We start from the raw sequence: 26658 nt of genomic DNA, 5'->3' as shown, positions 1-26658 counted from the left end.
TGGCGATGGATGCAGATGCATGCGATTGCCAGCCCTTCACAATCCTTAGCGAGCCCGCAATGACCAGCCCCCTGTACACCGCCTCCATTCCCGTCCTGCAGCAGATGCTGAAAGCCCTGTCCGACGTGCTCAAAAAGGCCGAGGAACACGCCGCGCAGAAGAACATCGATCCCGACGCCCTGCTGCAGGCCCGCCTGTTCCCCGACATGTTCCCGCTGGTGCGCCAGGTGCAGATTGCTGCGGACTTCGCCAAGGGCATCGCCTCGCGCCTGGCCGGCGCCGAGGTGCCTTCGTGGCCCGACACGCAGACCAGCTTTGCCGACCTGCAGGCGCTGATCACCAAGGCGCTGGACCATGTGGGCTCGTTCGCGCCCGAGCAGTTCGCGCAAAGCGAGTCCCGCGAGATCGTGCTGCGCCCCGGCACGCCCAAGGAAAAGAAGCTGAGCGCCAGCGCCTACCTGCTGCACTACGGCCTGCCGCAGTTCTTCTTCCATGTGACCACCGCCTATGCCCTGCTGCGCCACAACGGTGTCGAAGTCGGCAAGCGCGACTACATGGGCAGCTACTGAGCGTGCCGTGGCCGGTCTGGCCTGCGCTTCACTGCGCCGCCAGATCCCGGCCCCGCGTCTCCGGCAGGCACATGGCGAACATCACCACCATCACGTAGCCGGCCGTGGCGCAGATGCCGATGGCCGTGCCCAGCGACAGGCCCAGCCGGTCGCTGAACACGCCCACCAGCGCGGGGAATGTGGCCCCGATGCCGCGGCCGAAGTTGTAGCAAAAGCCCTGGCCGGAGCCACGCAGTTCGTTGGGGAACAGCTCGGCCAGGAAGGCTCCGGCGCCGCTGAATATGCCCGACATGAAAAAGCCCAGCGGAAAGCCCAGCACCAGCATCCAGGCATCGGTGATGGGCAGCAGCGTATAGGCATAGGCCAGGCTGCCGGCGCCGATGGCGAACAGCGTGAAGGCCATCCGCCGGCCCAGCCGGTCGGAGGCGTAGGCACCGCACAGGTAGCCTGCAAAGGCGCCAAAGATGAACATGAACTGGTAGCCGCCAGAGCCCAGCACCGTCAGGTGGCGCTCGTTCTTCAGGAAGGTGGGCAGCCACACGGCAATGGCGTAGTAGCCGCCCTGCATGCCCGTGAACATCAGGCTGGCCAGCACCGTGGTCTTGAGCATGCCGCCCTTGAAGATGTCCAGGAAGTGCCCGCTGCGCTCGCCCCGGCCCACGGCGGCGCGGGTCTTCAGGTAGACCTCGGGGTCCTTGACGGAACGGCGGATGAACAGGATCAGCAAGGCCGGCAGCAGGCCCAGCAGGAACATGGCCCGCCATGAGATCTCGGGCGGCAGAAACGAGAACAGCGCCATGGACACCAGCACGGCCGCCCCCCAGCCTATGGCCCAGCTGCTTTGCACCAGCCCCACCGCCTTGCCACGGAAAGCCGGCCGTATGGTCTCGGCGATCAGCACCGAGCCCACGGCCCATTCGCCGCCAAAGCCCAGCCCCTGCAGCGTGCGGGCCAGCAGCAACTGGCCCGGCGTCTGCGCCAGGCCGCAGGCGAAGGTGAAAAGCGCGAACACGAGGATGGTCCACTGCAGCACGCGCACACGCCCGTAGCGGTCCGCCAGGATGCCGGCCATCCAGCCGCCGATGGCCGAGGCCACCAGGGTCGAGGTGCCGATCAGGCCGACCTCGGTCTTGCTCATGCCCCACAGCGACAGCAGGATGGGCGTGACCAGGGGCAGCGTGTAGTAGTCGAAGGAATCGACCGCGTAGCCGCCGAACGAGGCCGTCAGTGCGCGTTTTTCCCGGGGTTCGAGCTGGCCCAGCCAGCTGCCCTGCGACTGTTCGCCAGCCAGGGGCTTGGCATTGTCAAGGCTTGTCATTTTTCAGTCTCCTTGCGCTTCGGTATGGAGAAGCGTCTTGCCTTCAATGGCATTGCATCGGTGATGAACCAGGCCTGGCCGGGCGGCCCTCATCCACCACCCGGACAGACCCCTGCAGGCGGCGTGTCAGGCCGCCGTTCCGTAGCCGCCGCCCCCCGGCGTGCAGACCTCGAACACATCGCCGGGCTGCATCTGCACGGCGCCGATGTGCTCCAGCGCCTCGACCTGGCCATCGGCGCGCAGCACACGGTTGATGCCCGGCTGCCCCGGCTGGCCGCCCGCCATGCCGAAGGCCGGGTTCAGGCGCCCGTTGGACAGGATGCTGGCCGTCATGGCTTCCAGGAAGCGCACGCGCCGCACACCGCCGCTGCCCCCATGCCAGCGCCCACTGCCGCCCGAGCCTTCGCGGATGGCATAGCTGTCCAGCATGACGGGGAAGCGGAACTCCAGCACCTCCGGATCTGTCAGGCGCGAATTGGTCATGTGCGTCTGGACGACGCTGGTGCCGTTGAACCCACGCTCCACCCGGCCCTCGGCGTCCAGCACCGCGCCCGCGCCGCTGCCGCCGGCAATGGTTTCGTAGTACTGGTGGCGCGCATTGCCGAAGGTGAAGTTGTTCATGGTGGGCTGGCTGCCCGCCATCACGCCCAGCGCGCCGAACAGCGCATTGGTGATGCAGGTGGAGGTCTCCACATTGCCCGCCACCACCGAGGCCGGTGCATTGGGGTTGAGCATGCAGCCCTGGGGAATGATGACCTTCAAGGGCTTGAGGCAGCCCGCGTTGAGCGGGATGTCGTCGTCCACCAGCGTGCGGAACACGTACAGCACGGCCGCCATGCACACGGCGCGCGGCGCATTGAAGTTGTTGGTCTGCTGGGCGCTGGTGCCCGAGAAGTCGATGACCGCGCTGCGGCCCGCCGTATCCACGGTGACGGCCACGCGGATCTGCGCGCCGTTGTCCAGCGGCAGCGTGAACTGCCCGTTCCTGAGCCGCGTGATGACGCGGCGCACCGACTCCTCGGCGTTGTCCTGCACATGGCCCATGTAGGCCTGCACCACGGGCAGGCCGAACTGGGCCACCATCTTGCGCAGCTCCTGCACGCCTTTTTCATTGGCCGCGATCTGGGCCTTCAGGTCGGCAAGGTTCTGGTGCGGGTTGCGGCTCGGGTACTCGCCGCTTTGCAGCAGCTCGACCATCTCCTGGCCGCGCAGCACGCCGCGATCGACCAGCTTGAAGTTGTCGATCTGCACGCCCTCTTCCTCGATGCGCGTGGAAAACGGCGGCATGGAACCGGGCGTGATGCCGCCCACGTCGGCATGGTGGCCCCGGCTGCCCACGTAGAAGGTGGGGGAGGCCTCGTCGGCCACGTAAACGGGCGTGATGACCGTGATGTCGGGCAGGTGGGTGCCGCCCTGGTAGGGGTCGTTGAGCACATAGACATCGCCCTGGGCCATGCGCCCGGCGTTCTTGCGGATCACCGTCTGGATGCTCTCGCCCATGGAGCCCAGGTGCACGGGCATGTGCGGCGCATTGGCGATGAGGTGGCCCTCGGCATCGAACAGCGCGCAGCTGAAGTCCAGCCGTTCCTTGATGTTCACCGAGTAGGCCGTGTTCTGCAGCTGCAGGCCCATCTGCTCGGCAATGTTCATGAACAGGTTGTTGAAGACCTCCAGCAGCACCGGGTCCACCGAGGTGCCGGCCGCGTACCCGGCCTTGCGCGCGACCACGCGGTCCAGCACCAGATGATCCAGCGCCGTGAGCCGCGCCAGCCAGCCGGGCTCGACCACCGTGGTGGCATTGCGCTCGGCGATGATGGCCGGGCCGGGAATGGCGTCGCCGGGCCGCAGGTCCTCGCGCACCACCAGGGCCGCGTCATGCCAGGCACCGTCGGAGTACATGCGCACGGTTTCGCGGCGCGGATGCTCGCGCGGCGGATGCTCCTGCAGCACCGGCTCGCTGGGCGCATCGCCCGCAATCACGGCTTCGACGGAAACGGCTTCCACCACCAGGCCCTTGCCCGCCATCAGGAAGGCGAACCGCTGGCGATAGGCCGACTCGAAGGCCGCCTGGATGTCGTCCAGCCCGCCGAAGGGCACGGCCAGGGCGGAATCCGTGCCCTCATAGCGCACATGCACGTTGTAGCGTACCTGCACGGGGCTGGCGCCGACCTGCTGGCGCTCAAGCTCGGCCTTGGCCGCGTCGCCCAGCGAATCCAGCGACTCCGCGATCAGCGGCAAGGCCGCCGCAGACAGCGCCACCTCCATCGCCTGTTCACGGATGACGGTCTGGTCCGCCAGGCCCATGCCGTAGGCGCTGAGCACGCCGGCCAGCGGATGCACGAACACACGGGTCATGCCCAGGGCATCGGCCACCAGGCAGGCATGCTGGCCGCCCGCGCCGCCAAAGCACTGCAGCGTGTAGCGCGTCACGTCATAGCCGCGCGCCACGCTGATCTTCTTGATGGCGTTGGCCATCTGCTGCACGGCGATGCGGATGAAGCCTTCGGCCACTTCCTCGGGCCTGCGCCCCGTCTGCACCGCCAGCTCATCGAAGCGCGCCCGGACGGCCTCGCCATCGAGCCGCTCGTTGGCGGCCAGGCCGAACACGCTGGGGAAGTAGCGGGGCTGGACCTTGCCCACCATCACGTTCGCATCGGTCACGGCCAGGGGCCCGCCACGGCGGTAGCTCACGGGGCCGGGGTTGGCGCCCGCGCTCTCCGGGCCCACGCGAAAGCGCGAGCCATCATAGGCCAGTACCGAGCCGCCACCGGCGGCCACCGTGTGGATGCTCATCATCGGCGCGCGCATGCGCACACCGGCCACCTGGGTCTCGAACTCGCGCTCGAAGGCGCCAGCGTAGTGGCTGACATCGGTGGAGGTGCCGCCCATGTCGAAGCCGATGACCTTGTCGTGCCCGGCCAGCCCCGCCGTGCGGGCCATGCCCACGATGCCGCCGGCCGGCCCGCTCAGGATGGCATCCTTGCCCTGGAAGCTGCCCGCATCGGCCAGCCCGCCGCAGGACTGCATGAAAAACAGCCGCACGCCCGGCATCTCGCCAGCGACCTGCTGTACATAGCGGCGCAAGATGGGCGAGAGGTAGGCATCGACCACCGTGGTGTCGCCCCGGCTCACGAACTTCATCAGCGGGCTGGTCTCGTGCGAGGTGCTGATCTGCGTGAATCCCGCCTGCCGCGCAATGCGCGCCGCAATCTGCTCGTGCCGCATGTAGCGGTAGCCATGCATGAAGACGATGGCCACGCTGCGCAGGCCCCGTGCATGGGCCTGCAGCAGCGCGGTGTGCAGGTGCAGCACGTCCAGTTCCTGCTGCACTTGCCCATGGGCATCCACGCGCTCAAGCGCCTCCACCACCTCGCTGTACAGCAGCTCGGGCAGCTGGATATGCCGGTCGAACAGGCGCGGGCGGTTCTGGTAGGCAATGCGCAGCGCATCACGAAAGCCCCGCGTGGTCACCAGCAGCGTGGGCTCGCCCTTGCGCTCCAGCAGCGCATTGGTGGCCACCGTGGTGCCCATCTTCACGCACTCCACAAGGTCCGGCGTGACCGGCTCGCCGGGCTTGAGGCCCAGCAGGTGGCGGATGCCGGCCACGGCCGCATCACGGTACTGCTCGGGGTTTTCCGACAGCAGCTTGTGCGTGGCCAGGCTGCCATCGGGCCGCTTGCCCACGATGTCGGTGAAAGTGCCGCCGCGGTCTATCCAGAATTGCCAGCGCCTGTCATGGGGAGTGGAGCGTTCTTGCATGGTGTCGGAACCCGTTTGTCTCGAAGTTGAAGTCAGGAAAACCGTGGCCTGGAGCACGGCCCTCCGCCGGTGCCCACCACTGGCGTCCAATCTAAAAGTGACCCTGGACCGCGTCCATCGAGAAGTTTTCGCCCCCTCTGTTCACGAAAACTGAACAGGAGCGGCCCCTTGCCGGCCGGCGATGCAAAGAAAAAGGCCCGCCGAAGCGGGCCCCAAGCCAGGCAGCCAGGCAGGCAGGCCGTCAGAACGCGGCCAGATGGCTGTTGCGCAACTCCGTCACCAGCATGTGGCCCGGCTCGTGCGTGATGGCGAATGGCAGGGCCGCCGAGCGTATGGCCTGCTGGGGCGTCACGCCGCAGGCCCAGAACACGGGGATCTCCCCGGGTTTGAGCGCCATGGGCTCGCCGAAGTCCGGCCGCTCGATATCGGCAATGCCGATCTGCGCGGGGTCGCCCAGGTGCACGGGCGCCCCATGCACGCTGGGAAAGCGCGAAGTCACCTGGATCGCACGGATGGCCTGGGCGGCCGTCATGGGCCGCATGCTGACCACCATCCGGCCACCGAACCGGCCCGCCTGGCCGTTGGCAATGTCGGTGATGAACATGGGAGCGCCCCGGCCCTCGTCGATATGGCGCACGGGCACGCCCGCATCGCGCAGCGCGTCCTCGAAGGAATAGGAGCAGCCGATGACGAAGCCCACCAGGTCGTCGCGCCACAGCTCCGTGAGGTCATTGACCTGCTCGGCCCTGTGACCATCGCGAAACACCCAGTACGAGGGCAGATCGGTCTTCAGATCGATATCGCCGAGCTCGGGCACGCGGCTGCTGCCGGGCTCGGTCACGCCGATCAGCGGGCAGGACTTGGGATTCAGCCGGGCAAAGCGCAGGAACTCCTCGCTGCACTCGCGCGGCAGTATCGCCAGGTTGCCCTGGGTGTAGCCGGGGCACTGCCCGGCCGTCTGCCCGCGAAAGCGTCCGGCGCGCACCTCCTGGCGGAATTCGGTCGGATGGGTCCAATGCGTCATGGGGGAGCCTCTATTGAATGGAGATGCCCCCCAATGTAAAAAGCAGCAGGCCACCGGTCCACTCAGGAATTGTGCGCAGCCTCCCCCAGGAAAACTGAACAGCCACTGCAGCCCGCGCAGCCCCCCCATGAACATCCGTTTTCTTGAAACCTTTGTGCTGCTGGCACGCATCGGCAGCGTGCGCCGCGTGGCCGAACTGGTGCATGCCAGCCCCGGCGCCGTCTCCATGCGCATCCGCGGGCTGGAGTCGGACCTGGGCGTGACCCTGTTCCACTGGGACCGCAAGACGCTGCAGATCACCGATGCCGGCGCCCGCTTGCTGCGGCATGCGGAAGCCGTCATCGAAGCCACACGCACCCTGGAGCGTGCCGCCAGGTCCGACGACGCCATCGGCTGCCGCCTGCGGGTCGGCGTGCTGGAGACGGCGGTACACACCTTCCTGCCCGAATTCGTCAAGGCGATGGGCGCCAGCCTGCCGCACATCGAGCTGGACCTGACCGTCGATCTGAGCACCCACCTGTCGGAGCAGATGATGCGGCGCGACCTGGACCTGATCGTGCGCACCGGCAGCGGCGTGGACCCCCAGTTCGCCGTGGTCGAGAACCTGCTGGAAGTGCCCGTGCACTGGATTGCCAGGCGGGGCCTGGTACCCAGGAAGGATGGACTGCACAAGGCGCTGGGCAAGCAATTGCTGACCCAGATGCGCGGCACCGGCCCCTACGAGCAGGCCGTGGCCATGGCACAGCAGCTGGCCGTGCAAAGCGGCATGGTCTCCAGCGATCTGCGCATCTCGGGATCGCCCTCGCTGGCGGCTCTGGTCTCGCTGGTGCGCGAGGGCCTGGGCGTCGCCATCATGCACGGCATGCTGGTGGCGCCGCAGCTCGAAAGCGGTGAACTGGTGGAGCTGGAACTGCCCACGCCGCCCTCCTTTCGCATCACCACCTGGTACCCCAAGAGCCCGTCGCCCGGCGTCACCGACACCGCACAAGTGCTGCGCCGCGTCTGCAAGAGCTACTGCAAGCGGGTCAGCCCGCATCTGGCGCGGTACATCGGCTAGGGCGCGGATGCCGGCGGCGGCTCCTGCCCGTGCAACAGCGCCAGAAAGCTGTCGGCCGCCTGGCTCAGCGGCCGGTCGCGGCGCACCAGGCTGCCGTAGGCCTGCAGGTTGCGGCGCATGCGATAGGGCAGGATGCGGACCATGCCGTGCGCGGCGCTGTCCCGGGCCACGGCCTGCGGAATCACGGCGATCAGGTCGGAGTTGCGCACCAGGTTCATGGTGGTGAGGATGGAGCCCGTCTCGATCAGGCCGCGCGGCAGCGGCAGGCCGTGGGCCTGGAATTCCTGGTCGATCAGTGCGCGCATGGGACTGCCGGGCGGCTGCAGCACCCAGCCATGGGCCTGCAGCTGCGCAAAGCCCACGCTGCGGGCACGCGCCAGCGGGTGGCCGCAGCCCACGATGATGGACAGGGCCTCGTCATCAATCGTGCGGAACAGATGGGCGGGATCGGCCTGCCCGGTCTGCCGGCCCACCACCACCTCCAGCACGCCGTCCTGCAACTGCGCCAGCAGCCGGTCGCTGGTGTCCACGGCCACCTCGATGGCCAGCAGCGGCCACTGGCGCTTGAGCGCCAGCAGCGCCTTTGTCAGCCGCCCCGGCGAGGCCGCCATGATGCTGCCCACGGCCAGCCGCCCCGCGCTGCCTTCGCGCAGTTCCTGCAGCTCGCGGTTCAGCGCCTCCATGCCGCCGCGCAGGTGGCGGAAGTAGCCTGTCACGCGCTCGCCCGCCGCGTTCAGCTGCAGGCCGCGCCCCACGCGGTCGAACAGGGGCAGGCCCAGCGCGCTTTCCAGCTCATGCAGCATCTTGGTGGCGGCCGGCTGGCTCAGTCCCAGCTCGGCTGCGGCGCCGCGCAGCGTGCCCTTCTGGTCGATGGCCAGCATCAGCGCCACCTGCCGCATGCGCAGGCGGTTGAGCAGTTGCGGCGTGCTGTCCTTGCGGTCGATGGAGCCCATAGGAATATCCCGTGAATTGATTACCCAAGGTTATTGATTCATCAGCAACTTTCAGTTTACGGCAATCAATCATCTGCCTAGCATGGGTCCACAACAAAAGCACCGGAGACAAGACATGCAACGCCGCCCCCTGCTGCTGGCCGCAGCTGCCCTGCTGCCCGCCATCGCCCTGGCCCAAACCCCGCCGGACTGGCCCACGCGGCCCGTGCGCATGCTTGTGGGCTCGGCCCCGGGCGGCGGCACCGACGCCATGGCACGCGCCGTGGCCGACCGGCTGGCGCCGCTGCTGCGCCAGCCGGTGATCGTGGAAAACCGCCCCGGCGTCTCCAACACCCTGGCCGTGGACATGACGGCCAAGTCCACGGACGGGCACACCATGGTGATGGGCGTGGTCACGGCCCATGCCATTGCCCCGCACCTGCTCAAGCTGGGCTACGACAGCAACCGCGACCTGGTGCCCGTGGCCTATGTGGGCGCAGTGCCCAATGTGCTGGTGGTGGGCAACAACCTGCCCGCCAACTCGGTGCAGGAACTGGTCGCCCTGGCCCGCAAGGAGCCCGGCAGGATCAACTTCGCCAGCAGCGGCACGGGCAGCACCCAGCACATCGCGGCCGAGATGTTCAAGGACGCGGCCGGCATCGAACTGACCCACGTGCCCTACAAGGGCAGCGCCGCCGCCCTGGTGGACCTGGTCAGCGGCCAGGTGCAGATGAGCTTCGACACCATGCCTTCGGTGATCGGCCAGATCAAGGCCGGCAAGCTGCGCGCCCTGGGCGTGACATCGCCCCGGCGCAACGCCCAGCTGCCCCAGGTGCCCACGCTGGCCGAGGCCGGCCTGCCCGGCGTGGAGATAGGCGCCTGGTACGGCATCTACATGCCAGCGGCCACACCCCGCGCCGTGCAGGCCCGGGTGCACGACGAGGTCAACAAGGTGCTGGCCATGCCCGAGACGCGCACGCGCCTGGAGGCCGTGGGCGCCGAGCTGCAGCCCATGGGCCAGGCGGAGTTCATCGCCTTGCACAACGCCGAGTACCAGCGCTTTGGCGAAATCATCCGCAAGAACCACATCAAGATCGACTGAGCCGCACATGCCCGCATCCGAACTTCCCGTCGTCGCCCTGACCCTGGGCGATCCCGCCGGCATAGGCGCCGAACTGATCGCACGCCTGCTGGCGCGGCCCGAGGCCATGCAAAAGGCCAACATCGTGCTGGCCGGCGACCCCTGGCTGTGGCAGCAGGGCCAGCGCATCGCGGGCCTGCAGGTGGCCACCGCGCCCATCGCCAGCATGGCCCATGCACGGGGCCGCACCGATACCGCCCTGCCCGCCTTCCTGGCCCTGGACACGGTAGCCCCCGATGCCGTGCACCAGGGCCGTGCCGAAGCCGCAGGCGGGCGCTCGGTGCTGCAGGTGCTGGACCGGTGCATGGACGCGGCCCAGGCCGGCCAGATCGACGCCATCTGCTTTGCGCCGCTCAACAAGCAGGCCATGAAGCTGGGCGGCCTGCGCCATGAGGACGAGCTGCACCACTTTGCCGAGTACCTGGGCGTCACCGGCTATTTCTGCGAATTCAATACGCTGGGCGATCTGTGGACCTCGCGCATTTCGTCGCATGTGCCGCTCAGGGACGTGGCCGGCTATCTGAGCCAGGAGCGCATCGCGCAGGCGGCCGAGCTGATCTACCGCGCGCTGCTGGCCAGCGGCATGGCGGCCCCCAAGGTGGCGGTGGCGGGCTTCAACCCGCACAACGGCGACGGCGGCACCTGCGGGCGCGAGGAGATCGACATCATCGCGCCGGCCGTGCGCGCGCTGCAGGCCCGCGACTGGCCCACGCCCGATCCGTTCCACGGCCCCTTCCCGGCCGACACCATCTTCCTGAAGGCCCAGGCGGGCGAGTACCAGGCCATCGTGACCATGTACCACGACCAGGGCCAGATCGCCATCAAGCTGCTGGGCTTCTCGCGCGGCGTGACCGTGCAGGGCGGCCTGCCGATACCCATCACCACTCCGGCCCACGGCACGGCCTATGACATCGCGGGCCAGGGCCGGGCCAGCGTGGAGGCCACCTGGCAGGCCTTTCTGATCGCCTGCCGCATGGGCGCCGCGCGCCTGTGCTGACTGACTTCACTCCCTCGCCATCACCATCATGAAAATCAAATCCGTCCGCGCCCGCGTCTACGAATGGCAAGGCAAGACCGTGCCGCCCCAGGGCAACTTCTGCTCCAACGCCATGGACCTGCTCTATGCGCCGCAGGAGACCATGTCCACCTTCCGCTTCCATTCCTGGACGGTGGTGGAGATCGAGACCGACGACGGCATCGTCGGCCTGGGCAACGTGGCGCTGGCGCCGCGCATCGCCAAGGCCATCATCGACGAGTACCTGGCGCCCCTGGTCATCGGCCACGACCCATGGGACTACGAATACCTGTGGCAGCGCATGTACCGCGCCACGCACGCCTGGGGCCGCAAGGGCGTGACCATGGCAGCCATCTCGGCCGTGGACCTGGCCATCTGGGACATCCTGGGCAAGAGCGTGAACAAGCCTGTGTTCAAGCTGCTGGGCGGGCGCACCAAGGAAAGGATTCCCTGCTACTACAGCAAGCTCTACCGCACCGACCTCAAGGCCATGCAGGAAGAGGCGCAAAAATTCCTGGACCAGGGCTTCAAGGCCTTCAAGATGCGCTTCGGCTACGGCCCGGCCCATCTGCAGGAAGGCGTGCGCGAGAACCTGCGCTCGGTCGAGGCCGTGCGCGAGGTCATAGGCTACGACTGCGACCTGATGCTGGAGTGCTACATGGGCTGGAACCTGGAGTACGCCAGGCGCATGCTGCCCAAGCTGGAGAAGTTCGAGCCGCGCTGGCTGGAGGAGCCCGTGATCGCCGACGACATCGACGGCTACGCCGAACTCAACCGGCTCACCAGCATTCCGATCTCGGGCGGCGAGCACGAGTTCAGCCTCTACGGCTTCAAGCAGCTGCTGGACAAAAAGGCCGTCAGCGTCGTGCAGTACGACACCAACCGCGTGGGCGGCATCACGGCCGCGCACAAGATCAATGCGCTGTGCGAGGCGTTCAGCGTGCCCGTGATCCCGCATGCGGGCCAGATGCACAACTACCACCTGACCATGAGCACGCTGGCCTCGCCCATGGCCGAGTACTTCCCCATCTTCGACGTGGAAGTGGGCAACGAGCTGTTCTGGTACATCTTCGACGGCGAGCCCGTGGCCGAGAACGGCTTCCTGCAGCTCAGGGACGATGTGCCGGGCCTGGGCCTCACGCTCAAGACCGAGCACCTGGACCAGTTCCGCATCGTCGAATGAGGGAGCACGCCATGCCCGGAATTTCTCGGCCGCGCTACAGCGGCATCTTCCCCGTGGTCCCCACCACCTTCCACGAGGACGGCACGCTGGACCTGGCCAGCCAGAAGCGCTGCCTGGATTTCATGATCGACTCGGGCGTGGATGGCCTGTGCATCCTGGCCAACTTCTCCGAGCAGTTCCTGCTGGCCGATGACGAGCGCGAGATCCTCACGCGCACGGCGCTGGAGCATGTGGCGGGCCGCGTTCCCGTGATCGTCACCACCACGCACACCTCATCGCGCGTGTGCGCCGAGCGAAGCCGCCGCGCGCAGGACATGGGCGCGGCCATGGTGATGGTCATGCCGCCCTACCATGGCGCCACCTTCCGCTTCGGCGAGCCCCAGATCCAGGGCTTCTTCCAGGCCGTGTCCGATGCCATCGCCATTCCCATCATGGTGCAGGACGCGCCCGCCGCAGGCACGCCGCTGTCCCCCGCCTTCCTCGCGCGCATGGCCCGCGAGATCGAGCAGGTCTGCTACTTCAAGATGGAAACCGCAGGCGCCGCCGGCAAGCTGCGCGAACTCATCGCCCTGGGCGGCGACGCCATCGAAGGCCCCTGGGATGGCGAAGAAGCGATCACCCTGCTGGCCGACCTGGAGGCCGGCGCCACGGGCTCCATGACAGGCGGCGGCTTTGCCGACGGCATACGCCCCATCATCGAAGCGCACAGAAACGGCGACCCCGACACCGCATTCGCCCTCTACCAGCGCTGGCTGCCCCTGATCAACCACGAAAACCGCCAGGCCGGCTTCCTGGCCGCCAAGGCGCTGATGAAGGCCGGCGGCGTGATCGCCTGCGACGCGCCGCGCGCGCCCTGGCCGCCCATGCACCCCGAGGTGCGCCGCCAGCTGCTGGACATTGCGCGGCGGCTCGATCCGCTGGTGCTGCGCTGGGGGCGCTGAGGTTCCAAGGCTCCGCAAATAGCTATCTCGGGGCCTCCACGATCCCCGACACATCCAGCACATACATCTGCCGCTGGTGCTCGTGCACGGAGTCGATGCAGACCTGGCGCCCGTCACGGCTCCAGCGCGGGTGCAGGTCGCAGCGGTTTTCCTTGCTGAGATCGGGCGAGGCGTAGAAGCTGCCCAGGTCGTGGCGCTCGCCCGTGTGCATGTCGTACAGGAACAGGAAGCGCTCGTGCGTGCGGTCGTCGGGGTAGGTATCGCTGAGCAGCCAGCGCGTGTCCACGGGCGAGAAGCTCATGTGGCCGTTCTCCACCAGCACGCCTGCGCCCACCACTTGCACGTCACCGCCCTCCACATCGTCATAGAGGTGATAGTGGATCTCCCCGGCATGCGGGCCCCACACAATGATGTGGCTGTCGTCCTGCCATAGCGGATGCGAGATCTGGTATTCGGACTTTTCGTAGTCGAACGTGCCCACGGCCATCGGGTCGAAGTCGTCGGCCAGCTGGGGCAGCGGATGGTCCGAGCATTCGAGCAGGCGCATGTCGGAGCCGTCGGGCGCCATGGTGATCAGGCGGTGCAGAAAGCAGGTTTCGTCCTTGACGCGTTCGGTCCAGCGGTGCAGGAACAGGATGCGCGATGACGACGGGTTGACCTCGATATGGCTGACCCAGTGGATGGCCTTGTCCATCGATGTACGGTGATGAAAGGCCTTGAGTTGCGCATAGCTGGCCAGCAGCCTGGCCTCGCCCGTCGCGACCTCCATGCGCCAGATGCCGTCGTCCTCGGGCGCCAAGGGCAACGCGAAGGGACCACCCTCTTCGCTGTAGCCAATGGTTTCGTGCGTGATGTAAAGGCGACGGTAGTCCACGCACAGCGCCCAGGCGCTGCTGGGCGCCACCACATAGACGGGCATGGGCAGGGTGCGCCGCTCGCCGCTGTCCACATCGATGACCACGGAGCCGAACCCCGGATAGCGCCCCCCGGAATCTGCCGTCCTGTCGTTGTGGATCAGCTGGCGGCCCGCCAGTCCGTCCAGCCACTGCAGCTGGCTGCCCATCTGCCAGTTCCAGGCGCCGGTCTCGCCCACGGCGTGGAAGCGGTCGCCGTTTTCGGTATCGAAGTAGCCGATGGACGCCCGCGCCTGGGGCGTGAGGTACTGGTCCATCCACGGCGTTTGCTGCGCCAGCACCAGGCGGTTGCTGCGGTCCCAGCTGGACTTGTTGTAGTAGCCGAAGAAGTGGTTCTGGCGGCCATCGCCCAGGCGGCGGCAGGGGACGAAGGATGCGGGGGGGTTCGAAGTCATGGAGCGTTTCATTGAGCGGAGATGTGGCCTTCTGCGATCACGCGGTCCCAACGCTGCTTTTCGCGGGCAACGAAGGATTGCGCCTCAGGCAGGCTGTTGGCGACGGCGCTCATGCCCTGCTCTTGCAGGCCCTTGCGGAACTCGGGCGTGGCCACGACCTTTCGGATGTCGTCATTGAGCTTTTTGACGATGGCCTCGGGCACCTTGGAGGAGACGGCCACCGTGGTCCAGGAGGTGGCCACAAAGTCCTTGAGCCCGGACTCGGCCGCCGTGGGCACATCCGGCAGGGCCGGCAGTCGCTGGCTGCCCGTGACGGCCAGCGCCTTGAGCTTGCCGCCGCGTATGTGCGACAGCACCGTGGGCGGGTTCTCGAACATGAGCTGGATCTGGCCGCCCAGCAGGTCGTTGAGCGCGGCCGAGCTGCCGCGATAAGGCACGTGCACGATGGGCGCGCCCGCCTGCAGCTTGTACAGCTCGCCCATCATGTGCACGGACGAGCCCACGCCGGCCGAGCCGAAGTTGACCGTTCCAGGCGCCTTTTTGGCCAGCGCCGTCAGCTCGGCCATGTTGCTGGCGGCAAGGCTGGGCGTGGCCACCACCACATGCGGCATCTCGGCCAGCACGGTCACCACGCGCAGATCCCTTGCGGGGTCATAGGCCAGCTTGCCGTATACGCCATAGGCGGCATGCAGGCCGATGGAGCCCACCATCAGCGTGTAGCCGTCGGCCGGCTGATCGGCCACATATCGGCCTCCCAGATGACCGCCCGCGCCGGGCTTGTTTTCCACCACCACCGGCTGGCCCCAGAGCCTGCTCAGGCGGTCGGCCAGCATGCGTGCCTGCACGTCGGAGCTGCCGCCTGCAGTGAACGGCACGATGATGCGCATCTGCCGGCCGGGCTGGGGAAAGCCGTCCTGTGCCTGGGCGGCTGCCGGCACCATGCCCGCCACGGCGGCGGCGATTACTGCGGCGGCCGTGCGGCGTGCTGTTGTCTTGTTCATGGAATCCTTTCGACGGCGCTGCCGCGCCTGGGAAATCGATGCAATGGAGGCAGTGTAGAAAGCCTGTCATCTTTGGAAAAATGCATTTTTCCGTGGCCTCTATACAGAAAAGATATACATTGCCAGCCACCCCGAGCAGGACCGAATCGCCATGTCCAGACCCCTGAGCGCCCGAGAGATCGAGGCCTTCCGTGCCGTCATGCAGACCGGCACCACCACGGCCGCCGCGCGGCTGCTGCACACCACGCAGCCTTCGGTCAGCCGGCTGCTGGCCCAGATGCAGGCGGCCGCAGGGCTCAAGCTGTTCGACATGCACAAGGGCCGCCTGCGCCCCACGGCCGAGGCCGTGGAACTGTTCGCCACCGTGCAGCAGCATTTCCTGGGGCGCGAGCGCATAGAGCGCGACCTGGCCGCACTGCGCCAGTCCGGCGCCGGCACGCTGCGCATAGGCTGCACGCCGGCCCTGGGCCTGAGCGTGATCCCGGCCGTGGTGCGCAGCTTCGCGCAGCGCTACCCGGGCACCCACATCAGCCTGCAGACCCTGGGCTCCACGCCCTTGCGCGAGGGCCTGCTGCATGGCCACTTCGACCTGGTGGTCAGCACCATGGCGCTGAGCACGCCCGAGCTGGATGCCACCGTGCTGCACCGCAGCCGCGCCGTCTGCGTCATGCACCCGGACCATGCGCTGGCCACGCGCACGCGGCTGCATGTGCGCGACCTGCAGGGCCAGCTGCTGCTGACCCTCAACGCCGATGACGATATCTGCCTGCAACTGCGCCACACCATGCAGGAACACGGAATAGAAGCCGGCTCCACCATGGAGACCACCTACTCCTCCACCATCTGCAGCCTGGCTGCACAGGGGCTGGGGCTGGGCGTGGTCAACCCCTACGTGGCGTCGGTGTTCGCGCGCGACCTGCGTGTGCTGCCACTGCTTCCAGCCTGCGCGGTGGAGGTGGTGCTGGCCCTGCCGCCCCAATACGCGCCCACCGAAAGGGCCGACTGCTTCGTGCAGTTGCTGCGCGAGCAATTGCACGCCTATCCGCAGGCCCGCACGCCCTAAAATTGCGGCCGATTGGAGACAAGCGGTTTGCAAACGAGTACCCACGAGCCCATGCTCACCCCCGCCGAGCGCGAGGCCATCAATTCCGGCCAGTGGTTCTGCAGCCTTTCGCCCTCGCTGCGCCATGACATCCTGCGCCAGACCACGGTCCGGCGGCTCAAGGACGGGGCACTGATCTATGCACGCGGCGATGTGCCGCACAGGTGGTATGCCTGTGCGCAGGGCGCCGTGCGCATGAGCTCGACCAGCCTGTCGGGTCGGCAGACCACGCTGGCCTATGTGGAGCCGGGTGCCTGGTTCGGTGCCATGTCCACCTTTCTTGACGAGCCCCGCACGCGCGATGCCTATGCCCATGGCGACACCACGCTGCTGTGCGTGGACAAGGACAGCTTTCACGCCATCCTGGCCACGCATGTGGAGTTCTACGACGCCCTGCTGCGCCTGCAGGCCCACCGCATACGCCAGACCTACGGGCTGGTGGAAGACCTCAACACCCTGCCCCTGCGCGCACGCCTGGCCAAGCAGTTGCTGCACCTGTCGCGCAGCTACGGCACACAGGTGCTGGACGACCCGCGCGAGCTGCGCATAGGCCTGCAACTGGTGCAGGAGGAGCTGGCCCAGTTGCTGGGCGCCTCGCGCCAGCGCGTGAACCAGGAGCTCAAGCGCATGGAGCGCGACGCCTGCATTCGCGTGGAAGCCCAGGGCCTGGTGGTCAGGGACCTGGTGGCCCTGCAGACCATCGTGCGCGAGGCCAGCCTGGCCGGCGCCTGAGGCCGGCGCCAGCGCAGCGGCAGTTCAGCGCCGGTTCAGCGGCGCCAGTCGATTCTTGCCGGGCGGCCCGGCAGATGCAGCGCAGCCGTTGCAGCAGGCGCCTCGGCCAGCAACCGGCCCTTGCGGAACACCTTCAGGCGCGTGGCGCGCAGCCGTATCGCCTCGGCCGCATCGCGCGCCTGCAGCAGCACGAAGCTGGCATCGCAGCCGACCTCGATGCCATAGCCGTCCAGGTGCATCACACGCGCCGCGCGCGTGGTCACGGCGTCGAAGCAGTCGCGCATGCCGTCCTGGCTGGTCATCTGCGCCACATGCAGGCCCATGTGGGCGACCTCCAGCATGTCGCCCGAGCCCATGCCATACCACGGGTCCATCACGCAGTCATGGCCGAAAGCCACGTTGACGCCTGCGGCCAGCAGCTCCGGCACGCGCGTCATGCCGCGGCGCTTGGGATAGCTGTCCTGGCGGCCCTGCAGCGTGATGTTGATCAGCGGATTGGCAATCACGGCCACGCCGCTTTCGGCGATCAGCGGCAGCAGCTTGCTCACGTAGTAGTTGTCCATGCTGTGCATGGAGGTGCAGTGCGAGCCCGTGACGCGGCCCTGCAGTCCCAGGCGCTGCGCCTCGAAGGCCAGGGTTTCGATGTGGCGCGACAGCGGGTCGTCGGACTCGTCGCAGTGCATGTCCACCAGCAGGCCGCGCTCGGCCGCCAGCTCGCACAGCAGCCTGACGCTGTCGGCACCCTCGGCCATGGTGCGCTCGAAGTGGGGAATGCCGCCCACCACGTCCACGCCCTTGTCCAGCGCCCGCCGCAGGTTGGCGACGCCGCCGGGCGAGCGCAGCACGCCGTCCTGCGGAAACGCCACCAGCTGCAGGTCGATATAGGGAGCCACCTGGCGCTTGACCTCCAGCAACGCATCGACGGCCAGCAGGCGGGCGTCGCTGGTATCCACATGGCTGCGGATGGCCTGCAGCCCCTTGGCCGCCGCCCAGTCGCAATACTCCAGCGCGCGCGAGATCAGCGCCTCGGCCGTGAGCAGCGGCTTGAGCTCGCCCCACAGCGCTATGCCCTCCAGCAGCGTGCCGCTGCGGTTGACGCGCGGCAGACCGTGGCTCAGCGTGGCATCCATGTGGAAATGCGGATCGACGAAGGGCGGCGACACCAGCTGGTGCTGCGCATCGACCACCTGGTGGGCAGGCGCTGAAAGGCCCGCTGCGACCTCGACGATGCGCCCGCCCTGCACAGCGATGGACATGTCCTGGCGGCCGTCGGGCAGCGTGGCGTGAATGACGAGTAGATCAAGCATCTGCGTATTCTGCGGGCATGGCCGCGCACCCGCAGACTTGCCTGACCACGCTGAATGGCCTGCCAGCGATCAGACCGAAAGCGCAAGGGATCAGGGGGAACTACTGGTAGCTGATGGTGAAGGTCGCCGCCGCATTGGCACTGCCTATGGTCACGTTCTCTTCGGTCTTGACATAGCGCGCCGTCAGCGGGATATCCAACCGCTCCTGCCCGTAGGCAACAGCCCCTGCAAACCATTGATTCCTGTTGCCGGCGGCATTGGAGTCCGGGCCAAAGCCCAGTATCTGGTCATCCTTGCGGATCTGCACACCCACACCTTTTGCCACCGAGGTTTTGGACAGGGTCAGAGCATTCCCGATATTTGCAGGATTTGCCACATCCGTCAGCGTGACATAGGCGTTGGTCAACGAACCTGGGATGCCGCCCTTGCACAACAACGAGATGAGGAAGGAGCGGGGAGCACCGGTTGAGCCGATTGAGGTGAGTTTTTGAGTGACAGTCTGGGCCATGCGCACGGGCTCCGGCGTCTGTGGGGTACAGGTGGGCACCTTGGGCCGGAGGACGACGGGCGAGGAAAAGTTGTATTGAGCGAGAATCTGGCCAAATGCATCATTCGCGCGTTCGTACAGGAAATCGCTGTCCAGCACGCCACCTGCAGTGATATCGCCATCTGCGGTCTTGATCAACTCAACTGTGACATCGATAAGTGGATATGCAAAAGATCCGTTGTGATTGGAATACCCCAAACCACTTACAGGCGCAGCACCATATCTAGTCGAAACCCTCATGCCAATACCCTCGACTGTCGTCGGATATATATTATTGACTGGTGTAGATTTACCTAAAATATAGCCCGTGACCGATGGAACACAATTCATCAATCTAGCGCCAAGCCCATTACTTATTACCGCTACAGCGGTTTTTGAGTAAATCACCGTATTCTTGGCCACATTGGAATTGAATTCTGGAGGATTGAAATTACTGAACACATACTTGTAATAGCCTGACCCATCAGTTGTATTTTCAATTGCGCATGCGGACCATGCGGAGGTGGCCATCATTGCCAAAATAAATATCATGACAGCCTTGTTTATTCTGCAAAAAACGCCTATGAATATATGCATTTTGAATACCTTCGGATAATGAAAAAATTCCAAGGCCGCATTTCCTTGGAAAATTTTCAATCGTAGACATCTTTCATCCGAGATGAAATCAGATCAATCTGATTCAAGGTCTGCCCGGTGCCATGAAGGTCGTGGCGAGGCCGGCCCCATCACGTCAACGGCCCCGCATGCCGATACGCTGGCCGAAGCCAGGGCTGACAGTCGCGCTGCCGAATCGCCTGAAAAACACCCAAGTGCAATCGCGCATCAAAATAGGGGCTGACTGCTGCGGCAAGGGCATGATTTTTCGGGTGAACAGGCTGGCAACCACCACAAGAGCAACCATCGAAAAATCACGCAATCATTTGATTTAATTGGATTTATTTATGCAAATCGCCACCTGGAACGTCAACTCCCTGTCCGTGCGCCTGCCGCAGGTGCTGGCCTGGCTGCAGGCCAACCCTGTCGATGCGCTGGCGCTGCAGGAACTCAAGCTCACCGACGACAAGTTTCCGCTGCAGGCGCTGCAGGAGGCCGGCTACCACGCGGTCAGCCATGGACAGAAGACCTACAACGGCGTGGCCTGGCTGACGCGCACGCCGGTGCGCGACGTGGTGCGCAATATTCCGGGCCTGGATGACGAGCAGGCCCGCATCATTGCCGCCACCCTCGATGCCGAAGGCGGCCCGGTGCGCCTGATCAATGGCTACTTCGTGAATGGGCAGGCGCCGGGCACCGACAAGTTCGCCTACAAGATGCGCTGGCTGCAGGCGCTGCAGGACTGGGTGAAAAGCGAAATGGCGGCCCACCCGCGCCTGGTGCTGGTGGGCGACTTCAACGTGGCGCCCGAGGACCGCGACTCCTACGATCCCATCGGCCTGAAGGACACGATCCACCACACGGTGGAAGAGCGCACGCATTTCCAGGCGCTGCTGCAGCTGGGCCTGACCGATGCCTTCCGCATGTTCGACCAGCCCGAGAAAAGCTATTCGTGGTGGGACTACCGGATGCTGGGTTTCCAGAAGAACCGGGGCCTGCGCATCGACCATATCCTGGTCAGTGAGGCATTGCGCCCCAGCGTCACCGCCTGCAGCGTGGACCGTGCGCCGCGCAAGAACCCGCAGCCCAGCGACCATGCGCCCGTGGTTGTGACCTTGGGCTGAATTGCAGCCAGCCGGCTACAGCATGTACCGGCGCAGCCAGTGGATGGCCTCGATATGGCCGCGCAGCATCAGGGACTGGCGGTGAAGAATCTCGCTGAGCGCCCTGGGCAGACGTACCTGCTCGGCAGCCTCATAGGCGCTCAGCCATTGCTGCTGGCAGGACTCGGCCTGGTCCAGCACGTAGTCCGCGCCCTCTTCCCTGCCCAGCAGCCCGTCCCAGAAGGCGTTGCGACGCAGTGCGGCACGGCTGTCGCGCACGGGCAGGACCACGCCGCCGCTGGAGCCGATGGCACGTTCCAGGTCCTCGACCAGGATCTGGCTGGCATTGAAGTGCCGCGCCAGCACCTGTCCGATCAGCCCCTGGGGCATGGGATTCATGCATTCACCCAGGCGTGCATGGGCCTGGCGGCCCAGGGCCAGCACGGCATTGAGCAGGGCCGTGCTCTGCAATTCCAGCGTGGTGGCCACTGGCTGTGTGGGCGTGCGCTGGCGCGCCTGCAGCCATGAGGCCTCCACGGCCTCGCGCACCTGGCTCCAGCGCAGCAGGCTGCTGCCCCGAACCTGCTCCCAGCGCTCCTCGAGCTCGAATTCGACATCGTCGAAATCCTGCTGCGCGTGCTCGGGTTCAAGTGACGCTTTCCAGCCCAGTGCGTAGGCGGGACGGTATTGGTCGTAACCACGCCCTGCAACGAAGTAAGGCTCCAGGAAGTAGCGGTCATGCCAGTACGCATCGACCGGCTCGCCAAGCGTGCGCGGTGTCGATGGGTACATCAGGCCCGGACGAGCGGGCTTGGCTTTTTGCCAGAGGTTGGAGAGGACTGTGGGCACGATAGGTCGGGACGTAGGCCGTTCCAGCGAAGAGGACTCCATTGTCCCAAGCCCGGGCGGCCCGGCCCGTCAGCACCCCGGGCGCCGGCCTGTAGGAGCCGGACCCTTGCCGAGGCAAGGGCCCGGCCGCCCGCCGGCTTGCCTTACTCGAAGGCGTCCTCGTCCATGCCCAGTTCCTGGAGCTTGCGGGTGATGGTGTTGCGGCCAATGCCCAGGCGCTGGGCGGCCTCGACCCGGCGGCCGTGGGTGACGGCCAGGGCCGAGCGGATCAGTTGCGCCTCGAAGCGGCGGGACAGCTGGTCCCAGACTTCACCATGCCCCTGGGCGTGGGTGTGCTCCAGCAGCTGGCGCGCCTGTTGCCCCAGCAGATGGACCCAGTCCAGGTCGGAAGCGGCCAGGGCGGTGTCATGCGGCGGGGCCAGCGCGGACACGGGCACGGCCAGTCGGCCAAGGCCCTCTTCCGCCAGCGGTGCCGGCGCATGCGGCAGCGTGGCCGGTGCAGGCACGCCGCCGTTGCCACCGCCCGCGGGCGGGGCGGCTTCGCCCAGCACCTCAGGGGGCAGGTCCTTGACCGAGATGACCTGGGCAGGGGCCATGACGGTCAGCCAGTGGCAGATGTTCTCCAGCTGTCGCACGTTGCCGGGGAAGGCGAAGGTCTGCAGCCGCTGCATGGCATCGACCCCCATGCGCTTGGGCTCCACGCCCAGTTGCCGCGCGCTTTGCTGCAGGAAGTGGCGAGCCAGCATGGGCACGTCTTCATTGCGCTCGCGCAGCGCGGGCAGGCGCAGGCGGATGACGTTGAGGCGGTGGAACAGATCCTCGCGGAAGCCGCCGTTGCGCACGCGCTGCTCCAGGTCCTGGTGGGTGGCGGCGATGACGCGCACATGGGCCTTGACGGCCTGGTGGCCGCCCACGCGGTAGAAGTGCCCGTCCGACAGCACACGCAGCAGGCGCGTCTGCAGGTCGAAGGGCATGTCGCCGATTTCATCGAGAAAGAGCGTGCCGCCCTCGGCCTGCTCGAAGCGTCCGCGCCGTTGCGTCTGGGCGCCCGTGAAGGCGCCGCGCTCGTGACCGAACAGTTCGGACTCCAGCAGGTCCTTGGGGATGGCGGCGGTGTTGATGGCCACGAAGGGGCCGCCCGCCACGGGTGAGTGCTTGTGCAGCGCGCGCGCCACCAGCTCCTTGCCCGAGCCCGACTCGCCCGTGATCAGCACCGTGACCTGGCTCTGGCTGAGCCGGCCGATGGCGCGGAACACGTCCTGCATGGCAGGCGCCTGGCCCAGCATCTCGGCCTGCAGCGGGGCCTGGGCCTCGGCCACATCCTCGCGCAGGCTTTCCTCGACGGCGCGCCGGATGAGTTCCACGGCCTTGGGCAGGTCGAAGGGTTTGGGCAGGTACTCGAAGGCTCCGCGCTGGAAGGCCGAGACGGCACTGTCCAGGTCGGAGTACGCGGTCATGATGATGACGGGCAGGCCCGGCTGCTGGGCGCGGATCTGCTCGAGCAGCTCCAGCCCCGAGCCGCCGGGCATGCGAATGTCGCTCACCAGCACCTGGGGTGGCTGGCGCGCCGGGTCGCCGGCATCGACATCGGACAGTGCCGTGAGCACATCGCGCGCCTGGATGAAGCTGCGCGTTGCCCAGCCTTCCCGGCCCAGTGCCTTTTCCAGCACGAAGCGGATGGAAGGGTCATCATCCACGATCCAGATCGGTTTCATTGGTGGTGCATCCTTCCCTTGTTGCAGTGTTGACTTCCGTGGGCCTCAAGGCAGGGGAATGAGGATGCGGAAATCCGTGCGGCCCGGCTGGCTTTCACATTCGATCAGCCCCTGGTGGCGCTGCACGAAGGTCTGCGCCAGCGTCAGCCCCAGTCCCGAACCGCCATCCCTTCCCGATACCAGCGGATAGAAGATCCGCTCCTTGATGGCATCGGGAACGCCTGGCCCGTTGTCGATCACATGCAATTCCAATGCCAACCGATAGCGCTGGCGACCAAAAGTTACCTGCCGGGCCACGCGCGTTCGCAAAATGATCTCGGCATCACCGGCGGCGATGCGCTCCTGCAGCGCCTGCGCCGCGTTCTGGACGATGTTGAGCACGGCCTGGATCAGCTGGGCGCTGTCGCCCCGAAACTCCGGGATGGAGATGTCGTAGTCGCGCGTGATGGTCAGCCCGGCAGGGTGCTCGACCAGCACCAGCGAGCGCACGCGCTCGCAGACTTCGTGGATGTTGACGTCGCCCACCTCATGCGGATGGCGGTGCGGCGCCAGCAGCCGATCCACCAGCGCCTGCAGCCGGTCGGCCTCGTGGATGATGACTTCGGTGTACTCGCGCAGCTCGGGGGCGTCCAGATCCATCTGCAGCAGCTGGGCTGCGCCACGGATGCCGCCCAGCGGGTTCTTGATCTCGTGGGCCAGGTTGCGGATCAGTTCCTTGTGCGCCTGGGCCTGCTCGCGCAGCCGCTCCTCGCGGTCCTGGCGGGCCTGCTGCTCCAGCGGCCAGAACTCGACCAGCACATGGCCGGGCCGCTCGGCCAGCGAGACCGTGACGTGCACGGGCAGCGCATCGCCGCCCACGCGGTGCAGGCTGGCCTCGAAGCGCAGGGCCGCGAAGTCGTTGTCCTGGGCGCCACGCAAGGCCTTGTCCAGCAAGGCCGGCTCGGTGAAGCAGGCCGCCAGCTCGCTGCCTTCGAGCATGCGGCGCGACAGGCCCAGTGCGTTTTCAAGGGCGGCGTTGGCGAAAAGCACGGCACCCTGCTCGTCGAGCACGGTCATCAGCGTGCACAGCAGGTCAAGCGCCTGATAGGAGGCCGGGGGCGCCGGCCGGTCGTCCTGGATCATGGCCGGGCTCCGGTGGGCCGCGCGGGCCCGTCAGTTCTTGGGAAGTCGATCCAGCTCACGGCGGATGCCGGCGACATCGCCTTCCTGCCGCGAGATGCTGCTCTTGAGCTGCTCGACACGTTCCAGATAGCCCTGGGGATTGCGCAACTCCAATGCGGTGCGCTGGGGATTGCCATCGTTGTACTCCTGACGCAGCTGTGTCAGCTTCTCCTGGGCGCGGGCCAGCTCGCTTTCCAGAATGGTCCGCGCGTCGGAGTCGCGGGCCTTCTGGGCGCTGCTGTTGACCTTGGCCGGAGCGGGCGATCCTGCGGCCGGAGCGGCGGAGGTGCGCGGTGCCTGGCTGCCGCCCGAGGCCGCCGGCTTGCTGCCGCCATGGATCACCGTCACATGCCCGCCGTCCACCGGCTTGCAGTCCTTGGCCTTGGCCTGGCTGACGTTGTTGGTGTACTCGTTGCCGCAGCGGTAGATCACATCCTGGGACCAGGCTCCCACCGACAGCAGGGGCAGCAGCAGTGACACAAACAGTTTCTTCATTCCATTCCCTCGGGTAGCCAGATCGGAAGGGCCCGGCTTATCCGGGCAAGTATCGCTCCATCTTCCGGGCTGGACGTCATTTCTTGAGCGGGCCAACCTCTTTTGGTTCCGCGCCCAGCATACCCAGGTCCTGGCCGAAAGCAAAAAAGGCGGCTTGCGCCGCCTTTTTGCCGACTCGCCTTACAGCGAGAAGTACATGTCGTACTCGACCGGATGCACGGCCTGACGGTAACGGGTCACTTCGCCCATCTTCAGCTCGATGTAGGCATCGAGCATGCTGTCCGAGAACACGCCGCCCTTGGTCAGGAACGAGCGGTCCGCGTCCAGCGCTTCCAGGGCCTGGTCCAGGCTGTGGCAGACCGTGGGCACCAGCTTGTCCTCTTCCGGGGGCAGGTGGTACAGATCCTTGGTCGCGGCTTCGCCGGGATGGATCTTGTTTTCCACGCCGTCCAGACCTGCCATCAGCAGGGCCGAGAAGCCCAGGTAGGGGTTCATCAGCGGATCGGGGAAGCGTGCCTCGACGCGGCGGCCCTTGGGGTTGGCCACGTAGGGGATGCGGATCGATGCCGAGCGGTTCTTGGCCGAGTAGGCCAGCTTGACCGGAGCCTCGAAGCCGGGCACCAGGCGCTTGTAGCTGTTGGTACCGGGGTTGGTGATGGCGTTCAGGGCACGGGCGTGCTTGATGATGCCGCCGATGTAGTACAGCGCGAAGTCGGACAGGCCGGCGTAGCCGTCACCTGCGAACAGGTTCTTGCCATCCTTCCAGACGGACTGGTGCACGTGCATGCCCGAGCCGTTGTCGCCCGGATAGGGCTTGGGCATGAAGGTGGCGGTCTTGCCGTAGGTGTTGGCCACGTTCCAGATCACGTACTTCATGACCTGTGTCCAGTCGGCGCGCTCCACCAGGGTGCTGAAGCGGGTGCCGATCTCGTTCTGGCCGGCGCCTGCCACTTCGTGGTGGAACACTTCGACGGGAATGCCCAGCTGTTCGAGCAGCAGCACCATTTCGGCGCGCAGATCCTGGGTGCTGTCCACGGGGGGCACGGGGAAGTAGCCGCCCTTGTTGCGCGGACGGTGGCCGCGGTTGCCGGATTCGAACTTGGCGCCCGAATTCCAGGGTGCTTCGTACTCTTCGATTTCGTAGAAGGTGCTGCCGGGTTCGGTGTTCCAGCGCACGCCGTCGAAGATGAAGAATTCGGGTTCGGGTCCGAAGTAGGCAGTGTCGCCCAGGCCCGATGCCTTCAGATAGGCTTCGGCGCGCTTGGCCACGGAGCGGGGATCGCGGTCGTAGGCCTTGCCATCACCGGGTTCGATCACATCGCACTGCAGGAACAGCGTGGTCTCTTCAAAGAAGGGGTCGATGTTCGCGGTAGCGGGATCGGGCATCAGCTGCATGTCAGATGCTTCAATGCCCTTCCAGCCTGCCACCGACGAGCCGTCGAAGGCGTGGCCCGAGGTGAACTTGTCTTCGTCGAAGTGCGACACCGGCACCGTGACGTGCTGCTCCTTGCCACGGGTGTCCGTAAAACGAAGGTCCACGAATTTGACCTCGTTCTCCTTCACCATGTTCAACACGTCTGCAACGGTCTTTGCCATCAGATCTCTCCTGCCAATCTGGCTGATCAAAAAAGATAAATACTCTTAAGCAGTTTGCGTGCCAGGCTGCATCCATTGAGTGCATGCCTGCAGACTGGCACCTGCTTGGCGCGCCAGCCCCGTGATTCTGCCGCCTTGGGAAGGGCTTGTGGATGACATTGAGGCCTCTGCCGGCATTCGATCCACCGCCCGGCATCTTCACCAAATC

General features: G+C 66.4%; 22 protein-coding genes. 9 read left to right on the top strand and 13 right to left on the bottom strand.

What is annotated here, in order from left to right; all coding sequences use genetic code 11:
* Positions 1-59: 59 nt before the first annotated feature.
* Positions 60-569 carry a DUF1993 family protein gene (locus tag IB269_RS02760; RefSeq protein WP_012206773.1) on the top strand — a complete coding sequence of 170 codons (510 nt, stop codon included), beginning with the start codon at positions 60-62 and terminating at the stop codon, positions 567-569.
* A gap of 28 nt (positions 570-597) precedes the next feature.
* Here the strand turns inward: IB269_RS02760 and IB269_RS02755 are convergent, their stop codons facing one another.
* The 3 genes from IB269_RS02755 to IB269_RS02745 form a co-directional block, all read right to left on the bottom strand.
* On the bottom strand, positions 598-1887 hold the full coding sequence (locus IB269_RS02755; RefSeq protein WP_192366368.1) for an MFS transporter: 1290 nt from the start codon (positions 1885-1887) through the stop codon (positions 598-600).
* A 126-nt stretch (positions 1888-2013) separates the two neighbouring features.
* On the bottom strand, positions 2014-5646 hold the full coding sequence (locus IB269_RS02750; protein ID WP_192366367.1) for a hydantoinase B/oxoprolinase family protein: 3633 nt from the start codon (positions 5644-5646) through the stop codon (positions 2014-2016).
* Positions 5647-5887: 241 nt separating this feature from the next.
* Positions 5888-6670, bottom strand: coding sequence for a putative hydro-lyase (locus tag IB269_RS02745; RefSeq protein ID WP_192366366.1), 783 nt, complete (start codon positions 6668-6670; stop codon positions 5888-5890).
* A gap of 127 nt (positions 6671-6797) precedes the next feature.
* Here IB269_RS02745 and IB269_RS02740 point away from each other — a divergent pair, with 127 nt between their 5' ends.
* Entirely contained in the window at positions 6798-7727 is a 930-nt protein-coding gene (locus IB269_RS02740; RefSeq protein WP_034396231.1) for a LysR family transcriptional regulator, read from the top strand.
* Here IB269_RS02740 and IB269_RS02735 read toward each other — a convergent pair.
* Positions 7724-8680 (bottom strand): LysR family transcriptional regulator, encoded by a 957-nt coding sequence (locus IB269_RS02735; protein ID WP_192366365.1) that lies wholly within the window; start codon positions 8678-8680, stop codon positions 7724-7726. The two genes, IB269_RS02740 and IB269_RS02735, sit on opposite strands and share 4 nt — an antisense overlap.
* A gap of 115 nt (positions 8681-8795) precedes the next feature.
* On the opposite strand from IB269_RS02735, the gene IB269_RS02730 reads away from it, so the two are divergent.
* Genes IB269_RS02730 through IB269_RS02715 form a run of 4 tightly spaced genes read left to right on the top strand, consistent with a single transcriptional unit; the run spans position 8796 to position 12939 of the window.
* On the top strand, positions 8796-9761 hold the full coding sequence (locus tag IB269_RS02730) for a Bug family tripartite tricarboxylate transporter substrate binding protein (RefSeq protein WP_012206779.1): 966 nt from the start codon (positions 8796-8798) through the stop codon (positions 9759-9761).
* A gap of 7 nt (positions 9762-9768) precedes the next feature.
* Positions 9769-10797, top strand: a complete 1029-nt coding sequence (locus IB269_RS02725; RefSeq protein ID WP_192366364.1) for a 4-hydroxythreonine-4-phosphate dehydrogenase PdxA — start codon at positions 9769-9771, stop codon at positions 10795-10797.
* A 28-nt stretch (positions 10798-10825) separates the two neighbouring features.
* On the top strand, positions 10826-11998 hold the full coding sequence (locus tag IB269_RS02720; protein ID WP_192366363.1) for an L-rhamnonate dehydratase: 1173 nt from the start codon (positions 10826-10828) through the stop codon (positions 11996-11998).
* An 11-nt stretch (positions 11999-12009) separates the two neighbouring features.
* Positions 12010-12939, top strand: a complete 930-nt coding sequence (locus IB269_RS02715) for a dihydrodipicolinate synthase family protein (RefSeq protein WP_192366362.1) — start codon at positions 12010-12012, stop codon at positions 12937-12939.
* A 22-nt stretch (positions 12940-12961) separates the two neighbouring features.
* Here IB269_RS02715 and IB269_RS02710 read toward each other — a convergent pair whose 3' ends face one another.
* Together IB269_RS02710 and IB269_RS02705 are read right to left on the bottom strand one after the other, a co-directional pair.
* A complete protein-coding gene (locus IB269_RS02710; RefSeq protein WP_192366361.1) occupies positions 12962-14260 on the bottom strand; it encodes a hypothetical protein in 1299 nt (432 codons plus the stop codon).
* Complete coding sequence (locus IB269_RS02705; RefSeq protein ID WP_192366360.1) at positions 14257-15249, bottom strand: Bug family tripartite tricarboxylate transporter substrate binding protein; 993 nt, start codon at positions 15247-15249, stop codon at positions 14257-14259. The genes IB269_RS02710 and IB269_RS02705 overlap by 4 nt, the downstream gene beginning before the upstream one ends.
* 151 nt (positions 15250-15400) lie before the next feature.
* Between IB269_RS02705 and IB269_RS02700 the strand changes: the two genes are divergently transcribed.
* A complete protein-coding gene (locus tag IB269_RS02700; RefSeq protein ID WP_063325324.1) occupies positions 15401-16312 on the top strand; it encodes a LysR family transcriptional regulator in 912 nt (303 codons plus the stop codon).
* A 51-nt stretch (positions 16313-16363) separates the two neighbouring features.
* Positions 16364-17083 carry a Crp/Fnr family transcriptional regulator gene (locus IB269_RS02695; RefSeq protein ID WP_063325325.1) on the top strand — a complete coding sequence of 240 codons (720 nt, stop codon included), beginning with the start codon at positions 16364-16366 and terminating at the stop codon, positions 17081-17083.
* A gap of 35 nt (positions 17084-17118) precedes the next feature.
* Here IB269_RS02695 and IB269_RS02690 read toward each other — a convergent pair whose 3' ends face one another.
* Together IB269_RS02690 and IB269_RS02685 are read right to left on the bottom strand one after the other, a co-directional pair.
* Positions 17119-18390, bottom strand: a complete 1272-nt coding sequence (locus IB269_RS02690) for an amidohydrolase family protein (protein WP_099750719.1) — start codon at positions 18388-18390, stop codon at positions 17119-17121.
* Between the two features lie 100 nt (positions 18391-18490).
* Positions 18491-19573 (bottom strand): fimbrial protein, encoded by a 1083-nt coding sequence (locus IB269_RS02685; protein ID WP_192366359.1) that lies wholly within the window; start codon positions 19571-19573, stop codon positions 18491-18493.
* A gap of 305 nt (positions 19574-19878) precedes the next feature.
* On the opposite strand from IB269_RS02685, the gene xth reads away from it, so the two are divergent.
* Positions 19879-20655, top strand: a complete 777-nt coding sequence (gene xth / locus IB269_RS02680; RefSeq protein ID WP_099733076.1) for an exodeoxyribonuclease III — start codon at positions 19879-19881, stop codon at positions 20653-20655.
* Positions 20656-20670: 15 nt separating this feature from the next.
* Here xth and IB269_RS02675 read toward each other — a convergent pair whose 3' ends face one another.
* The 5 genes from IB269_RS02675 to glnA all read right to left on the bottom strand — a co-directional run bounded on the left by IB269_RS02675 (position 20671) and on the right by glnA (position 26450).
* Positions 20671-21483, bottom strand: coding sequence for a hypothetical protein (locus IB269_RS02675; protein WP_224986152.1), 813 nt, complete (start codon positions 21481-21483; stop codon positions 20671-20673).
* Positions 21484-21626: 143 nt separating this feature from the next.
* Complete coding sequence (ntrC, locus tag IB269_RS02670; RefSeq protein ID WP_123690808.1) at positions 21627-23198, bottom strand: nitrogen regulation protein NR(I); 1572 nt, start codon at positions 23196-23198, stop codon at positions 21627-21629.
* A 45-nt stretch (positions 23199-23243) separates the two neighbouring features.
* Positions 23244-24320, bottom strand: coding sequence for a nitrogen regulation protein NR(II) (gene glnL, locus IB269_RS02665; protein WP_012206799.1), 1077 nt, complete (start codon positions 24318-24320; stop codon positions 23244-23246).
* A gap of 30 nt (positions 24321-24350) precedes the next feature.
* A complete protein-coding gene (locus IB269_RS02660; RefSeq protein ID WP_013801180.1) occupies positions 24351-24854 on the bottom strand; it encodes a hypothetical protein in 504 nt (167 codons plus the stop codon).
* 180 nt (positions 24855-25034) lie between these two features.
* A complete protein-coding gene (glnA, locus tag IB269_RS02655; protein WP_012206801.1) occupies positions 25035-26450 on the bottom strand; it encodes a type I glutamate--ammonia ligase in 1416 nt (471 codons plus the stop codon).
* Positions 26451-26658 lie beyond the last annotated feature (208 nt).

Source organism: Delftia sp. DLF01 (genome assembly GCF_014852125.1).
Lineage (GTDB): Bacteria > Pseudomonadota > Gammaproteobacteria > Burkholderiales > Burkholderiaceae_C > Comamonas > Comamonas acidovorans.
The sequence above is the reverse complement of the archived record's forward strand: the minus strand, read 5'-3'. Positions and strand labels throughout refer to the sequence as shown.

Excerpts from the sequence above, each read along its gene's own strand:
- IB269_RS02760 (WP_012206773.1), top strand. The coding sequence starts at position 60 with ATGACCAGCCCCCTGTACACCGCCTCCATTCCCGTCCTGCAGCAGATG.
- IB269_RS02755 (WP_192366368.1), bottom strand. The coding sequence starts at position 1,887 with ATGACAAGCCTTGACAATGCCAAGCCCCTGGCTGGCGAACAGTCGCAG.
- IB269_RS02750 (WP_192366367.1), bottom strand. The coding sequence starts at position 5,646 with ATGCAAGAACGCTCCACTCCCCATGACAGGCGCTGGCAATTCTGGATA.
- IB269_RS02745 (WP_192366366.1), bottom strand. The coding sequence starts at position 6,670 with ATGACGCATTGGACCCATCCGACCGAATTCCGCCAGGAGGTGCGCGCC.
- IB269_RS02740 (WP_034396231.1), top strand. The coding sequence starts at position 6,798 with ATGAACATCCGTTTTCTTGAAACCTTTGTGCTGCTGGCACGCATCGGC.
- IB269_RS02735 (WP_192366365.1), bottom strand. The coding sequence starts at position 8,680 with ATGGGCTCCATCGACCGCAAGGACAGCACGCCGCAACTGCTCAACCGC.
- IB269_RS02730 (WP_012206779.1), top strand. The coding sequence starts at position 8,796 with ATGCAACGCCGCCCCCTGCTGCTGGCCGCAGCTGCCCTGCTGCCCGCC.
- IB269_RS02725 (WP_192366364.1), top strand. The coding sequence starts at position 9,769 with ATGCCCGCATCCGAACTTCCCGTCGTCGCCCTGACCCTGGGCGATCCC.
- IB269_RS02720 (WP_192366363.1), top strand. The coding sequence starts at position 10,826 with ATGAAAATCAAATCCGTCCGCGCCCGCGTCTACGAATGGCAAGGCAAG.
- IB269_RS02715 (WP_192366362.1), top strand. The coding sequence starts at position 12,010 with ATGCCCGGAATTTCTCGGCCGCGCTACAGCGGCATCTTCCCCGTGGTC.
- IB269_RS02710 (WP_192366361.1), bottom strand. The coding sequence starts at position 14,260 with ATGAAACGCTCCATGACTTCGAACCCCCCCGCATCCTTCGTCCCCTGC.
- IB269_RS02705 (WP_192366360.1), bottom strand. The coding sequence starts at position 15,249 with ATGAACAAGACAACAGCACGCCGCACGGCCGCCGCAGTAATCGCCGCC.
- IB269_RS02700 (WP_063325324.1), top strand. The coding sequence starts at position 15,401 with ATGTCCAGACCCCTGAGCGCCCGAGAGATCGAGGCCTTCCGTGCCGTC.
- IB269_RS02695 (WP_063325325.1), top strand. The coding sequence starts at position 16,364 with ATGCTCACCCCCGCCGAGCGCGAGGCCATCAATTCCGGCCAGTGGTTC.
- IB269_RS02690 (WP_099750719.1), bottom strand. The coding sequence starts at position 18,390 with ATGCTTGATCTACTCGTCATTCACGCCACGCTGCCCGACGGCCGCCAG.
- xth (WP_099733076.1), top strand. The coding sequence starts at position 19,879 with ATGCAAATCGCCACCTGGAACGTCAACTCCCTGTCCGTGCGCCTGCCG.
- ntrC (WP_123690808.1), bottom strand. The coding sequence starts at position 23,198 with ATGAAACCGATCTGGATCGTGGATGATGACCCTTCCATCCGCTTCGTG.
- glnL (WP_012206799.1), bottom strand. The coding sequence starts at position 24,320 with ATGATCCAGGACGACCGGCCGGCGCCCCCGGCCTCCTATCAGGCGCTT.
- IB269_RS02660 (WP_013801180.1), bottom strand. The coding sequence starts at position 24,854 with ATGAAGAAACTGTTTGTGTCACTGCTGCTGCCCCTGCTGTCGGTGGGA.
- glnA (WP_012206801.1), bottom strand. The coding sequence starts at position 26,450 with ATGGCAAAGACCGTTGCAGACGTGTTGAACATGGTGAAGGAGAACGAG.